Source organism: Goodfellowiella coeruleoviolacea (assembly GCF_024171785.1).
Lineage (GTDB): Bacteria > Actinomycetota > Actinomycetes > Mycobacteriales > Pseudonocardiaceae > Goodfellowiella > Goodfellowiella coeruleoviolacea.
Genome location: NZ_JAMTCK010000008.1, coordinates 108,537 through 121,672 on the forward strand (window position 1 = coordinate 108,537; position 13,136 = coordinate 121,672).

The window sequence follows — 13,136 nt, forward strand, 5'->3', positions numbered from 1 at the left end:
GAAGTTGGGAGGTACATGGTGACAGATTTTCAAGCCGGCCCACCGGGTTTGGGACCGACGTAACCGCGGCGGGACGAGTCGTCGATGCCCACCAGGTAGCGGATCCGCGGGCCCATGACGTTGTCGTCGCCGACGTGCGCACCGGTCGAGCCGATGGCCAGGCCGATCGCCTTGACCGGGTCGCCGGCGAACTCGTTGCCCTCGATGACGCAGTCCTGCACGTCCTCGAACATGAGGTTCTGCGCCGCCACCAGGGTTTCGCAGAAGTTGTTCCTGATGGTGAAGTCCGACGTGTGGCCGCGGCCGTCGCCCTCGCCGTCGTTGGGCCCCTCGGCCATCAGGCACATGTTGTCGATCCGCTCGCAGCGGTTGCCCTCGATCAGCACGTGCTGACTGGGCGGCGTGTCACTGGCGAAGGTCTGCATGCAGTCGGCGTGGCCGTGCCGGTTGCTGGTGCCGCTGATGGTGTTGTGCAGGATCTTGAGGTGGGTGCCGAAGAACCGCAGCCCGTCGCCGTCACCACCGCGCGGGTCGCTGACCCTGTTGTTGCGCACGGTGATGTTGTCGCCGGTCATGCTGATGCCGGGGGCGGCCGGCCGGTCCACGACGTAGCCGTCCACGATCACGTTGTCCGCCGCGATGGTGATGCCCCCGACGGCTGATCCGTTGCCGGCGTAGGTGATGGGCTGGTCCGGGGTGCCGCCCCTGGTGATGGTCAGGCGCCGGTCGGCGCGCAGGTCGGCGACGCACACCACGTCGCCCGGCTGGGCCGCCTCGGCCAGCTGCTGGGTGGCCGAGTGCCTGGTGCACGTCAGCCCACCGCCGGTCGTTCCCGCTGCCGTGGCCGCGGCTGGTGCGGCGCCGGACAGGGCCGTGCCCGCGGCGGCGACCAGCGCTGCCCCGATCACGACGTGCCGTTGGATTCCCATGGTGCTCCTTGGTGTTGGCGGTTTCTGGTGACTGGGTTGGGAACCGTAGGGGCGCGGCGGCAGGACCGGTCCCCGCAGCGGTGCCACGGGCGCGGGCAATGACCGTGAAACCCCCGTTTTTGTCGGTGGGGACTGCGAAGATGGGACGCGGATCGGCGGTGGGGGAGCCGGCGTACCCGGCTGTTGCCGCGGTTGCCGTCGATCGCTGGGGGCGATTCGGGAGGTGCTGGACCCGTGCGACGTACCGACAACAGCGTTCTCGTCAGCAGGGTGGTGACGCGGCTGCTGACTCCTGCCGTGGTGGTGCTCGGCGTGGCCGGGTGTGCCAGCACCGGTTCCGCGCTCGAACCCACCGGCGCCAGCGCGACAACGGTGACCAGTGCGGCCCCCGTGCTCAGCCACGACGAGTACCAGGCCCGGCTGACCGCGCTGGCGCAGGCGGTGCGGCCGGCGGTGGACCAGGTGCTCGGCGCGGGTTCCGAGCCCGACCTGGTCACCGCGCGGGCCACGCTCGCCGACCTGCTTGCCGACCAGTACGAGGAGCTGTCCGCGGTCCGGCCGCCCGCCGAGGCCGCGGACGCCCACCGCGACCTGCTGTGGGCACTGGACTTCGGCCAGGAACTGAAGCAGGAGGGCAGCGCGCTCGGGGCGGCGGAACCGAACTCCTGCGGGCTGCCGCCGCCGCTGGAGAGCCAGCTCTACGACGTCAAGCACGCGATCTACCTGGCGCTGAACTCCGGGTCGCTGGACAACGCGCGGCAGGGGCTGGCGGCGCTGGGCCTGACCCTCGACGGGGTGCTGCCCCCGGAACCGGCCGCGCCGGCCCTGCCCAGCCGCCGGGCGGACAACGGGCAGATCATCCAGCGGACCGGCAAGGGCGGGAACGGCGAGCTGGAGATCGACAACAACACCGGCGCCGACCACACCATCTCCGTGGTGACCGGGGGGAACCCGTCCGAACCCCAGGTCATGGTCTACGTGCGGGCCAACTCCACAGCCCGGGTGAACCGGATCGCCGGCACCTACCAGGTGTACCTGAAGTCCGGTACCGACTGGGACGCCGAGCGGCGCGGGTTCACCAGGGACTGCGCGTTCGAGAAGTTCGACGAGCCCTTTGACCAGTCATCGGACTGGGAGATCAGCCTGGCCGAGACAACATCCGGCAACGCCGAGAGCAGCGTGGTGCCACCGTTCTGAGGTGGCCGGCGCTGCCCGGAGCACGGGCTGGGCCGGCGCGCCGGGAGCCGGTGCCGTGTCGACGCGGTCGGCTCAGTCCTCGGCCCGGTCGGCCCAGTCCTCGGCCCGGTCGGTTCAGCCCCGGCGCGGTCGGTTCAGTCCTCGGCGTGGTCGAGCAGGCACAGGTCGGCCGGGGTGAGCGTGCTGCTCTGCAGCAGTTCCTGGATCAGGTTGTGGTTCAGCATGTTGCCGATCGGCTCACCGATCTCCTCCCGGGTGAGGCCGGCGACGCCCTGCGCGCTCAGCCTGGCGCGCACCTGCGCGACCAGCCGTTCGACCTTCTTGTCGTCCCAGCCGGTCTCGGGTTGCAGCCTGGCCAGCTGCTTGGCGGTGCCGGCCCAGGTCAACGGCTGGGCGTAGCGCTCGTGCCGCAGGTAGCGCTCGGCAAGGGCGGTCAGGGCGAGCCGTTCCGCGACGTCCAGCCGCCAGACCCTGCGCGGCCAGGTGGGCTCGCCCGGCCGCACGGCGGTCCGGGGTTCGGGGCCGGCGACGAACAGTTCGAGCAGGTGTTCCCGCCTGCCGGAACCGCGCACGAACAACTGCGTGTACCCCTCGGCGAGCGGAACGGGGTCGTCGTCCACGTACAGCAGCCGGGAATCGGGCAGCCGCAACGGCTTGCGGCCCCACGTGCTCACCCACCACTGCCGGCGGTAGTGGATCAGCTGACCGTGCTGGCGGCTGACCTCCCGGTCGTTCTCGCCGAGGCAGAGGTGCACTTCGGGCCGGTTGCGGCCGAACAGGATGGCCTGGCCCTCGCGGGGCCCGGTGGTGACGCCGCCGGCGACGCTGAGCGCGTAGATCGTGCCCGGCGCGGTCGACGCCGGCACACCGTGCGCGAGGCTGGGGTGGCCGGGCCACAGCCGTTGGCCGCCGGGCAGTGGCAGGTTCTCGCACATGTGACCTCCTCGCGGCAAGGCCGGTTTCGCTGGTCAGGCAGCCTGCCAGGGTGGGACGGGACCGGTCCCGGCGCGTGGCGGGCGTCAGCGCGGCGGCAGGTTGGCCGCTGCCGGCTCGGCCAGGCTGGTGGCGAGCTGGCAGAGCTGGTCGGCTGGCTGCGGCCCGGACACCACGACCAGCAGCAGTTCCGCCCTGTCCGAGATCTCCCCGACGTACTCCCGGTGCGGCACGCTGACCTGGCAGGTGTCCGGGCCGTAGCCGTCAGGTTCGACGAACGCGCGGTGCCCGGCCAGTTCGACCGGGCGGCCGTCGGCGGCGGTCAGCGGCGGGTGCCGGTCGAACCGGACGAGCAGGTCGGCCGCGCTGGTGGTGCTGTGCCAGCGGCAGGACCAGTTGGCGAACCCCGGGTCGGGGTCGGTGGCGTCAACACCGGGAAACCGGGACAACCCCTCGTTGTCCAGCAGCGCGCACGCGTCGGCGTTGATCAGCGACGCCGCGGGCATGCCGGGCCGCGGTGGGATCGACTGGCCCTGGGCGAGCTTGGCGACCGCGCTGTCGGTGGCGCTGTCCGCCATGGCGCACAGGTCGGCCGGGCCTTCGCCGAGCTGTCGCGCGAGGACCTGGACGTGGTTGCCGTCGGCGAGCAGCAGGGTCCGCTCGCACGACTCGCCGTTGAGCGGATCGCGCACGACACCGACCCGGCCCACGGTCTGCACCGGACCGGGCGCGGTCTCGTCGCTGTCCGGCGTGCGCAGTTCCACCCTGACGTCGACCTCGCTGTCGCCGGACTGGACGAGGACGTCGCACCGGTCGAAGTTGCCGTACTCGGGGTCCCGCTGCGCGGCACCGAACCGGCTGAGCGCCGCGGCGTCGGTCAGGGCACAGGGGTCGGCCGTGCGGGGGTCACCGACGACGGACAGGTGCTCCGATCGGTCGGTGCCGCTCGCCCAGCCGAACGGGTCGAACCGCCACAGCGCGATGGCCAGCAGGCCGACGGTCACGAGCGCGCCCGCGGTCAGGACCGGCCGGCGGGCCCGCCGCCAGGAGCGGGGTGTGGAGTGCCCGGTGGCGGGTGCGGCGGCGTTGCCGGTGGTGGGAGTGGTGCTGGTGGCGGCGCGGGTGCCGGTGGCCACGGCGTCGAGCAGTTCACGCGCCCGCGCCGCGGTGGGCCGCAGCTCGGGCGGGACGCGCAGCAGCTCGGTGAGCACCGGCGCGAGCGGCGTGTCCCCGGTCGGTTCGGCGACGCGGCCGGTGAGGGTGTTGCGCCAGACCAGCCCCTGGTCGTCAGCGGGACCGAACGGGGTCACGCCCTCCAGCACCCGGAACAGCGTGGCCCCCAGCGAGAAGACGTCAGCGGCCGGATCGGGTGCCGCCCCGTTGGCCACCTCGGGAGCCATGTACCCGGGAGTGCCGACCAGGAAGGCGCCGTTGGTCACCGCGGTCACGTCGCCGTGGATGCGGCGGGAGATGCCGAAGTCGGTCAGCTTGGCGCGGTCGTCAGCGGTGATCACCACGTTGGCGGGCTTGATGTCGCGGTGCACGATGTTCTTGGCGTGCACCGCGGCCAGCCCGCTGGCCAGCTGCGCGCCGTAGCGCGCGATCGCCTCGACGGACAGTTCGCGCTCGGCGGTCAGGTCCGACCCGGGCGCGTATTCCATGACCAACCACCACACGCCGGCCTCGAACACGGTGTCGAACACGGTGATCACGTTGGGGTGGTTGATCGTCGCCAGGTGCGTGGACTCGTGGCGCAGCACGTTGCCCTGTTCGGCGATGTCGTCCTGGTCCGCCGGGGTCAGGACGTGTTTGAGCGCGACGTCACGCCCCAACCGCTCGTCGAACGCGTGCCAGACCACGCCGCTGCCGCCGGAACCGACCTTCTCGATGAGCCGGTAGCGGTCCTTGACCAACTCGCCGGGACGCACGTCGTCCCCTCCTCGGATCCCCACCCGGCCGGGGACGTCGCCCCGGCGATCGTCGTGGGTCGACCCTAGAGCATTCGGCTCAGCCGGTGGGGCCCGTTGCCCGGGTGTGCGTGCGCCTGGCGCTGGCCGGGTGCTGCTCGCTGTGGCACTGCACGCAGGGAACCGGTGGTCGCGTGGTGAGGGCGCGGGTGATCCAGTCCGCGTCCGGCAGCTGTGCCCGGGGGTGTTCCAGGTGCCGGTGGTTCGCGCTGCCGCAGTGGTCCAGTACGTGGTGGAGTACGTCTTCCAGCAACAGGGGCCACCTCTCGTGACGAAGCCGGGGCGGCGGGCGTTCGACCGGGGCGGGTGGACCGCCTGGTCAGGGAGGTCGAGTGCCCGATACTGGGCCGGACGGCTCAGTGCCCTGGTATTACTTCGTCCGCTGAACGGCGGTTCTGATTACTCCGTCGGCGGGAGGGGCGGGCCGCTGTCCCCGCCGCGGGTGCGCGGCCTGCCGACCGGGCCGGTGGCGGTGGCGCCGGACTGGTGGCGTGGGGCTGGCGGCATAGGGTTCGCGGCATGGGTGAGTTCGAAGAGTTGCGGGTCAGACTGGCGGACTTCGCGGCGGCCCGGCAGTGGGAGCCGTGGCACACGCCGCGGAACCTGGCGCTGGCGCTGACCGGCGAGGTCGGTGAGCTGGTGTCCGAACTCCAGTGGCTGACCGACGAGGAGGTCCGCGCCGGGCTGGCCAGCGGGCCGCTGCGCGACCGGGTGGCCGACGAGGTCGCGGACGTGCTGCTCTACCTGGTGAAGTTCGCTGACGCGTGCGGGCTGGACCTGCTGGCCGAGGCGCACGCCAAGATCGACCGCAACGAGGTGCGGTTCCCGCCCGAGCCGGCCGCGCGGCCCGAGGCCGCCGACCCGGCCGACAACGGCGACACCGGCGGCACCGGCTGAGGCACGGGCGGGGTGGTGCGGGCTCGGTGCACGGGTGCGCCCGCACCACCCCGTTGTCCGGCCGGGACGGTCACCACGTCAGCAGTTCGGCCTCGTCGTCGGGCTGGCAGGTCCCGGCATCGGGCGCGGCGCCGTCGGCCGCGTGGCCGGCGTTGTCGTCCGGGACCGGGGTGGTCGGCTGGTCGAGGTCGGGTTGGAAGGGGTTGTGGTGGCACTGCACGCAGACCGGCTCGACCGGTGGGGTCGTGTCCTGCCCGGTCGGGGCGGTGTACGCGGCCACCGGCTCCGGACGGCTGTCGACCGGCTGGCCTGCCTGGTCCACCTGACCTGCCTGGTCCACCTGGCCCGGCTGGTCCACCTGGCCCGGCTGACCTGCCTGGCCCGGCTGGCCTGCCTGGTCCGCCTGGCCTGCCTGGTCCGCCTGGTCGGTCGGCGCCGTCGGGTCGGGGCCGGTGGGTTCGGGCGCGGCAATGCGCAACTGGCTCGTCACGTTCTCTCCTGACTCTGTCTACGTCGCACGTGGCCGGCCGGTGGGCACCTGCCAATCCGGTCACCCCAGAAAAATGAGCGCGCGCGAACACGGCGGCGGGTAATGATTCACGCCGGTTTGCGCATATGCGCCTTTGATCTTCCGGATTTAGGAATGTGCCGCTCGACCGGGAATGTGCCCACGGTGGCCGGATTCGGGGTACCTGGCCCTGGTGGACACGGTGTGAGCTGCGGTTATGCCTGTCGCGGACGGCGCTTCAGGCGGTAGGAAATCCCCAGTGTCGTGTTATTCGCCGTGGCTGTCGTCACAGTGGTAAGCCGGGCTGGTGCCGGTTCCGGCCGCTGTCTGTCATCTGATCGAACATCTCGATCACCCCCACCGCTCACCTTAGCCAAGCAGGGGATGTTCGTGCGGCCGTTTTTCCGAAAATCGGGTCGGCCGAACGCGGCGAAAGCGCCGCCGGAGCGGCGCTTTCGCGTCAACCGGTGCTGACCGGAGGGTCAGGCCGGGCCCCGACCGGCCCAGGTCCAGGCGTAGCCGCCGTCCTCACACGCGCGGCCGCCCTCGCCGAGTTCCAGCGGGCGGAAGGTGTCGACCATGACCGCCAGCTCGTCGAAGAACTCCACGCCGATGCTGCGCTCGTAGGCGCCGGGCTGCGGCCCGTGTGAGTGCCCACCCGGGTGCAGCGAGATCGAGCCCTGCCCGATGCCCGATCCCTTGCGCGCCTCGTAGTTGCCGCCGCAGTAGAACATCACCTCGTCGGAGTCCACATTGGAGTGGTAGTAGGGCACCGGGATGGACAGCGGGTGGTAGTCGACCTTGCGCGGCACGAAGTTGCAGATGACGAAGTTGGCGCCCTCGAAGACCTGGTGCACGGGCGGCGGCTGGTGCACCCGGCCGGTGATCGGCTCGAAGTCGCTGATGTTGAACGTGTACGGGTACAGGCAGCCGTCCCAGCCGACCACGTCGAACGGGTGCGTCGGGTAGGTGTAGCAGGTGCCCACCACACCGTCCCGGCCCCGGTGCTTGACCAGCACGTCCACGTCGGTGCCCTCGACCAGCAGCGGTTCGGCGGGACCGTGCAGGTCGCGTTCGCAGTACGGGGCGTGCTCCAGCAGTTGGCCGTACTTGGACAGGTAGCGCCTGGCCGGGGTGATGTGGCTGTTGGCCTCGATGCAGTACGCGCGCAGCGGTTGCTCGCCCTGCGGGACCCAGCGGTGCGTGGTGGCCCTTGGCAGGATCACGTAGTCGCCCTGGCGCGCGCGGAGCACCCCGAACACGGTCTCCACCAGTGCCTCGCCCGCCTCCACGTACACGCACTCGTCGCCGAGGCCGTTGCGGTACAGCGGCGACGCCTCGCCCGCCACCACGTAGGAGATCCGCACGTCCCCGTTGCCCAGCACCAGGCGCCGGCCGGTGACCACGTCCTCCCGCTTCCAGTCCTCCCCGGGGAACAGCTCGTGCAGCTTGAGGTGGCGGGGCCGCAGCGGGTGGTTGGCCTCGGTGCGCAGGTCGGGCAGTTCCCAGTCGCGGGCGTCCACAATGGCCGATGGGATGTTGCGGTGGTAGAGCAGGGACGAGTCCGCGGCGAAGCCCTCCTCACCCATCAGCTCCTCGTAGTACAGCCCGCCGTCGGGCCGGCGGTGCTGGGTGTGCCGCTTCGGTGGGACCGCACCCACCGATCGGTAGTAGGCCATCGCGATCGTTCCCTTCCTTGCTGGTAGCGGTTGGTCAACCGGTGTCGGTGCGCGCGGCGCCGCTCGTGGCCGCGCCGAGCGCGCGCCGGACCGCCGCGACCAGGGTGTCGGCGGCGGGGTCGGGGAGCACCGCGGCGATGTGCGCGTCCGGCCGGATCAGCCAGACCTCGCCTGGCCGGGCCGCCAGTGCGGTGGTCAGCGCGCCGGTGTGGTCGAGGTCGGCGAGCGCGTGCGCCCGCACCGGTGCCTCGGTGGCGCTGGCCGCGACGCGGGCGATCCCGGCCGGGTCGACGCCGGCGGTGGTGAGCAGCAACAGCCCCGCCCTGGCCAGCTGGCGCAGCCGGGTCGGTGGGGCGGTGGGGGTGCGGCGGACCGGGGCGTCGGGCACCAGGATGCCCGGGCCGGCTGGGGGCGCGCTCGCGCGGGGCGGCCGACCGGCGAACGGGCGGGTGGGATCGGGCGTGGTCAGCGGCGAGTCCACGTACCAGAACGGCTCGGCCAGCCGGCCGGAGTCCACTTCGGACCACGCACTCGGGTCGGTGTGGGCGCGGGCCAGCACGCGCTGCCGGTGCTGCCGCTCGGCCTCGGTGTGGGGCACCAGGAAGCGCATGGTGGCGCCGGTGACGTCGAGGTTCTCCAGTGCCGCAGCGTGCCGCTCCGCGTGGTAGCTGTCCACAAGGGACTCGCCGGCCCAGCCGGCGCGGGCGAAGGCCAGCTTCCAGGCGAGGTTCTCCGCGTCGGCCACGCCCGAGTTCAGCCCTCGGGCGCCGAACGGGGCGACCAGGTGGGCGCAGTCGCCGGCCAGCAGCACCCGGCCCACCCGCATGCGGTCCACCACGCGGGCGTGGAACCGGTAGACCGTCCGCCACACGATCTCGTAGTCACGCTGCCCGATGATGGCCCTGATCCGCTGGTCCAGCACGCCGGAGGCGGCCTCGGCGGCCAGGTCGCAGTCGTCGGGCACCTGCCAGTCGATCCGGAAGGTGGCGTCGGGGCACGGGTGGATCAGCACCTGCCGCCCCGGGTTGAACGCCGGGTCAAAGTAGAACCGGCGTTCGGCGCGCCAGCCGGGCAGGTGGGCGCGGATGTCGCAGATCAGGAACTTCTCGGCGAAGGAGTGTCCGGCGAAGTCGACGCCGAGCAGCCGCCGCACGTCCGTGCCGTGCGCGCCCGCGCAGGCCACCGCGTGGCTGGCGCGCAGCCGCCGGGTGGCGCCGGACGCGCTGGCGCAGGTCAGGGTGACGGCGTCGGCGTGCTGGGTGATGTCGGTGACCCGGTGGTCCCAGCACACCGTGATCAGCGGCTGGGCCGTGACGGCCTCGTCCAGGATCTGCTCGGTGCGGGTCTGGGAGATGTTGACGAAGGGCGGGAAGGGCGAGCTGCCCGGGTCGGGCAGGGTGAGGGCGAACAGCTCCCGGTCGCGGTGGAAGGTGCGGGCGGTGGTCCAGGTGACGCCCTCCTCGGCGATGCGCCGGCCGACCCCGACCGCCTCCCACACGTCCAGCACGTCCCGCTGCTGGCAGATCGACCGGGAGCCGGCCGCCGCACGTCGGGGCCGCTGGTCGAGCAGCACGACCGGCACGCCCCAGCGGGCCAGCAGCAGCGCGGCGGTCTGCCCGACCGGGCCGTTGCCGATCACGGCCACCGGCGGGTCCTCAGCGCGCACGCCTCACCCCTGCAACCGGTCCCAGACCTCGCGGTCGCGCTGCGCGGTCCAGATGGCCGGGCGCTCCACGCCGGACAGCTCGTCCCAGGCGCGGGCCACGTCAAAGGGCAGGCAGTGCTCGAAGATCGGCCAACCGCCGTAGCGGTCCACCAGCGCGGCGTGGCTGGCCTGGAACGCGTCGCGCAGGCCGCCGCCCCGCCGCCGCACCGCGTCCACCTCGCGCAGCAGCACGGTGAGGAAGTGCCGGGTCTGCTCGACCGCGGCGGCGACCTCGTCCCGGCCGCGCACCACCGGCCCGCGCCCGCCGACCAGCACCCGCGCGTCCAGGGCGGCCAGGCGGTCCAGGGTGGTGGTGGACCAGTCGCGGTGGAAGGCGTCCCCGGTGTACAGGGCGGCCTGCGCCTCCACCAGGTCACCGGCGAACAGGACCCGCTGACGGGGCAGCCAGGCCACGAGGTCGCCCTCGGTGTGGCCGCGGCCCGGGTGGCGCAGCACCAACTCGCCCCGGTCGCCGCCGAGGTCGATGCTGAGCTGGGCGTCGAAGGTGAGCGTTGGCCAGGTCAGGCCGGGGATGGACGCCGGCTCCCGGAACAGCCGGGGCATCCGGGCCAGTTCCGACTCCCAGTCCTGCCGGCCGCGCTCGGCGATCAGCGCCCTGGTCCGCTCGTGGGCGATGACCACGTCGGCGTCGAACGCGCTCGCGCCGAGCACGCGCACCGCGTGGTAGTGGCTGAGCACCAGGTAGCGCACGGGCTTGTCGGTGTGCTGGCGCAGCGTGGCCAACCACTGGCGGGCCGCCACCGGCGTGGCCAGCGCCTCGAAGCAGACGAGGAAGTCCTCGCCCTCGATGGCGCCGACGTTGGGGTCACCCTCGGCGGTGAGTGCGTACACCCCGTCGGCGAGCACCTCCAGGGTCTGCTCCTTGGCGGCGAGATCCGCGGACGAGGCAAAGGGTTTCTGGCCCATCTCCGACCGCCTCCACTAGTCAAAGCTTTGACTAATCCCTCCCGTCGAGGGTAATTCAGATCACAGAACAGGAAAAGCGCTGGCGCCCACTTTCCGGAAATTCCCGAGCAGAGCGTTCGATTATCGGACAGGCCTACGCTGGGGCGCATGAGCGGCGAACCAGGTGACGACCGCGAGCAGCTCGACTACCTGTCGTTCGTGGACTACGCGGTGGCCAGGACGGCCCGCGAACTGCCGGACATCGACGCGCTGGCCATGCGTTTCGTGCTCACCCTGCACCGGGCCACCAGCGCACTGGTCTACGACCTGGAGTCCTCGGTGCACCGGCCCCGCGGCCTGACCTGGCCGGGATTCCGCCTGCTGTTCGTGCTGTGGCTGGCCGGCCCCGCCGAGGCCAAGCGGGTGGCCGAGCTGACCGGCATGAGCCGGGCGGCGGTGTCCGCGCTGGTCAAGACCTTGGAGCGGGAGGGACTGGTGTGCCGCCGCCAGGTCGCACACGACCGCAGGTCGGTCCAGTTGGCACTGACCGAGGTGGGCCGCGTCGCCATCGCCGACGCGTTCGCGGCGCACAACGCGCGCGAGCAGGACTGGGTCGGCGTGCTCAGCGAGTCCGAAGTGGTCACCCTGATCGGGTTGCTGGGCAAGCTGATGGCCGGCTCGGCCCGGATCGCCGCCAGGCGGCGCAGCTGAACGCCAGCCTGCGCAGCAGCCGACGCCGGGCGGGATCTGGTGGCCGAGCCGGCGGCTCCGGTTGGTCGCCGAGCCGGCGGCTCCGGTCAGCTCAGCCGCGGTGGTCGCGGAAGAACGCCCGCAGGTCGGCCACGAGCAGGTCGGGTTCCTCCAGCGCGGGGAAGTGCCCGCCCCGGTCGAACTCGGTCCACCGCACGATGTTGTTGTCCCGCTCGGCCAGCCGGCGGATCGGCACGGCGAGGTCGTGCGGGAACACCGCGACCGCGGTCGGCACCGGCGACGGCGGTTCCGGCTCACCCCAGGTTTCCACGCCCTCCTTGTAGTAGCGGGCCGACGAACCGGCCGTGCCGGTGAGCCAGTACAGCATCACGTTGGTGAGCAGCCGGTCCCGGTCGGTGACGAACGCGGGTGTCCCGGTCGAGGCCGAGTCCACCTGGAACACGTCGGCGATCCAGGCCAACTGGGCGACGGGCGAGTCGGTGAGCCCGTAGGCGATCAGCTGCGGCTTGGTGCCCTGGATCGCGGCGTAGCCGCCGAGTTCGTACTCGTACCGGTATCCCTTCTCCACGCTGAGCTTCTCCGCCGGCACGGAGAAGTCGGCGTTGTCCGCGGTGGCACTGGCGGAGAACAGCGACGTGAGGTGCACGCCGGTGACGTGTTCCGGGTTGAGCCGACCCAGTTCCCGGGAGATCAGCGAACCGAAGTCACCGCCGTGCGCGCCGTAGCGGGAGTAGCCGAGCCGGCGCATCAGCTCGGCCCACGCCCCGGCCACCCGGGCGCACGACCAGCCGGTCCGCCGGGTCGGGCCGGACAGCGGAAAGCCCGGACCGGACGGCAGCACCACGTGGAACGCGTCCGCCGGATCACCGCCGTGGGCGCGTGGATCGGCCAGCGGACCGACCACGTCCAAGAACTCCACAATGGACCCTGGCCAGCCGTGGGTGAGCACCAGCGGCAGCGCGTCCGGTTCCGGCGAGCGGATGTGTGCGAAGTGGACGGTGTGGCCGTCGATCTCGGTGGTGAACTGCGGCAGCGCGTTGAGCTTGCGCTCCTGCGCGCGCCAGTCGTAGCGGGTGCGCCAGTACTCGGTCAGCTCGCGCACGCAGCTGACGGGAATGCCGTAGCTCCCGTCGATGCCGGCCGGCTCGTCCGGCCAGCGGGTGTGCTCCAGCCGGCGGGCCAGGTCGTCCAGTGCCGGCTGCGGCATGTCGATGCGGTAGGGCGTGATCGCTGTGTCGTCCACGCGCCGACGGTAGGTGGGATCGAGGTCAGCTCCTGTCCTGCGGACAACGGGTTCCGCTGTCCGCGGGGTCACAGCAGCCGGTACACCGGCCCCCGATAGGGATCGGTGATGACGGCCAGCTCGATCAGGGACAGGTCGCGGGAGTACCTGCCCCAGAGGTAGGCGCCGGAGCAGGTCAGCACGTGGTGGGCGTACCGCGCCTGCGCGTCCCAGCCGGGATGGGCCTCCCGGTGGCCGGGCAGCAGCGTCGGCAGGTGGTGCGCCACCCGAACGCGCAGCCAGGCCAGGGCCGAGCCGACGTCCTCGTGCGCCCCGGCGCGCAGCTGGCCGGGCTTGTGCTGCCACTCCTGGATCAGCAGTGGTGGGACCGGGGCGGCCCGGTCGCGGCGGGCGGCGTCGTGCGCGTCCTTGGGTCGGCCCTGCCACTCGTAGCAGATGTACCTCACCACAGGTCCGCAACG

13 protein-coding genes are annotated in these 13,136 nt (G+C 72.2%); 3 read left to right on the top strand and 10 right to left on the bottom strand.

From position 1 onward, the window contains the following. Window positions 1-29: 29 nt before the first annotated feature. Entirely contained in the window at window positions 30-929 is a 900-nt protein-coding gene (locus tag LX83_RS18460) for a right-handed parallel beta-helix repeat-containing protein (RefSeq protein ID WP_253772996.1), read from the bottom strand. Between the two features lie 234 nt (window positions 930-1,163). On the opposite strand from LX83_RS18460, the gene LX83_RS18465 reads away from it, so the two are divergent. Continuing rightward, a complete protein-coding gene (locus LX83_RS18465; protein WP_253772998.1) occupies window positions 1,164-2,126 on the top strand; it encodes a hypothetical protein in 963 nt (320 codons plus the stop codon). Between the two features lie 134 nt (window positions 2,127-2,260). On the opposite strand, the gene LX83_RS18470 is transcribed toward LX83_RS18465, so the two are convergent. The 3 genes from LX83_RS18470 to LX83_RS18480 form a co-directional block, all read right to left on the bottom strand. After that, window positions 2,261-3,061, bottom strand: coding sequence for an FHA domain-containing protein (locus LX83_RS18470; protein WP_253773000.1), 801 nt, complete (start codon window positions 3,059-3,061; stop codon window positions 2,261-2,263). Window positions 3,062-3,145: 84 nt separating this feature from the next. Then, complete coding sequence (locus LX83_RS18475; protein WP_253773002.1) at window positions 3,146-4,987, bottom strand: serine/threonine-protein kinase; 1,842 nt, start codon at window positions 4,985-4,987, stop codon at window positions 3,146-3,148. 79 nt (window positions 4,988-5,066) lie between these two features. Continuing rightward, window positions 5,067-5,279 (bottom strand): hypothetical protein, encoded by a 213-nt coding sequence (locus LX83_RS18480; protein WP_253773004.1) that lies wholly within the window; start codon window positions 5,277-5,279, stop codon window positions 5,067-5,069. A 266-nt stretch (window positions 5,280-5,545) separates the two neighbouring features. Between LX83_RS18480 and LX83_RS18485 the strand changes: the two genes are divergently transcribed. Next, the gene (locus LX83_RS18485) at window positions 5,546-5,923 is read left to right on the top strand and encodes a nucleotide pyrophosphohydrolase (RefSeq protein ID WP_253773006.1); all 378 of its coding nucleotides are present in this window, start codon (window positions 5,546-5,548) and stop codon (window positions 5,921-5,923) included. A 70-nt stretch (window positions 5,924-5,993) separates the two neighbouring features. Here LX83_RS18485 and LX83_RS18490 read toward each other — a convergent pair whose 3' ends face one another. The 4 genes from LX83_RS18490 to LX83_RS18505 all read right to left on the bottom strand — a co-directional run bounded on the left by LX83_RS18490 (window position 5,994) and on the right by LX83_RS18505 (window position 10,742). Further along, a complete protein-coding gene (locus LX83_RS18490; RefSeq protein ID WP_253773008.1) occupies window positions 5,994-6,413 on the bottom strand; it encodes a hypothetical protein in 420 nt (139 codons plus the stop codon). Between the two features lie 500 nt (window positions 6,414-6,913). Further along, entirely contained in the window at window positions 6,914-8,110 is a 1,197-nt protein-coding gene (locus LX83_RS18495) for a homogentisate 1,2-dioxygenase (RefSeq protein ID WP_253773010.1), read from the bottom strand. A 34-nt stretch (window positions 8,111-8,144) separates the two neighbouring features. Continuing rightward, the gene (locus tag LX83_RS18500) at window positions 8,145-9,776 is read right to left on the bottom strand and encodes an FAD-dependent monooxygenase (RefSeq protein WP_253773012.1); all 1,632 of its coding nucleotides are present in this window, start codon (window positions 9,774-9,776) and stop codon (window positions 8,145-8,147) included. A 3-nt stretch (window positions 9,777-9,779) separates the two neighbouring features. Then, window positions 9,780-10,742 (bottom strand): MBL fold metallo-hydrolase, encoded by a 963-nt coding sequence (locus tag LX83_RS18505; protein ID WP_253773014.1) that lies wholly within the window; start codon window positions 10,740-10,742, stop codon window positions 9,780-9,782. Window positions 10,743-10,889: 147 nt separating this feature from the next. Here LX83_RS18505 and LX83_RS18510 point away from each other — a divergent pair, with 147 nt between their 5' ends. After that, window positions 10,890-11,432, top strand: coding sequence for a MarR family winged helix-turn-helix transcriptional regulator (locus tag LX83_RS18510; RefSeq protein WP_253773016.1), 543 nt, complete (start codon window positions 10,890-10,892; stop codon window positions 11,430-11,432). A 91-nt stretch (window positions 11,433-11,523) separates the two neighbouring features. Here the strand turns inward: LX83_RS18510 and LX83_RS18515 are convergent, their stop codons facing one another. Then, window positions 11,524-12,675, bottom strand: coding sequence for an epoxide hydrolase family protein (locus LX83_RS18515; RefSeq protein WP_253773019.1), 1,152 nt, complete (start codon window positions 12,673-12,675; stop codon window positions 11,524-11,526). Window positions 12,676-12,743: 68 nt separating this feature from the next. Further along, window positions 12,744-13,124, bottom strand: a complete 381-nt coding sequence (locus LX83_RS18520) for a hypothetical protein (RefSeq protein ID WP_253773021.1) — start codon at window positions 13,122-13,124, stop codon at window positions 12,744-12,746. Between the last annotated feature and the right edge of the window lie 12 nt (window positions 13,125-13,136).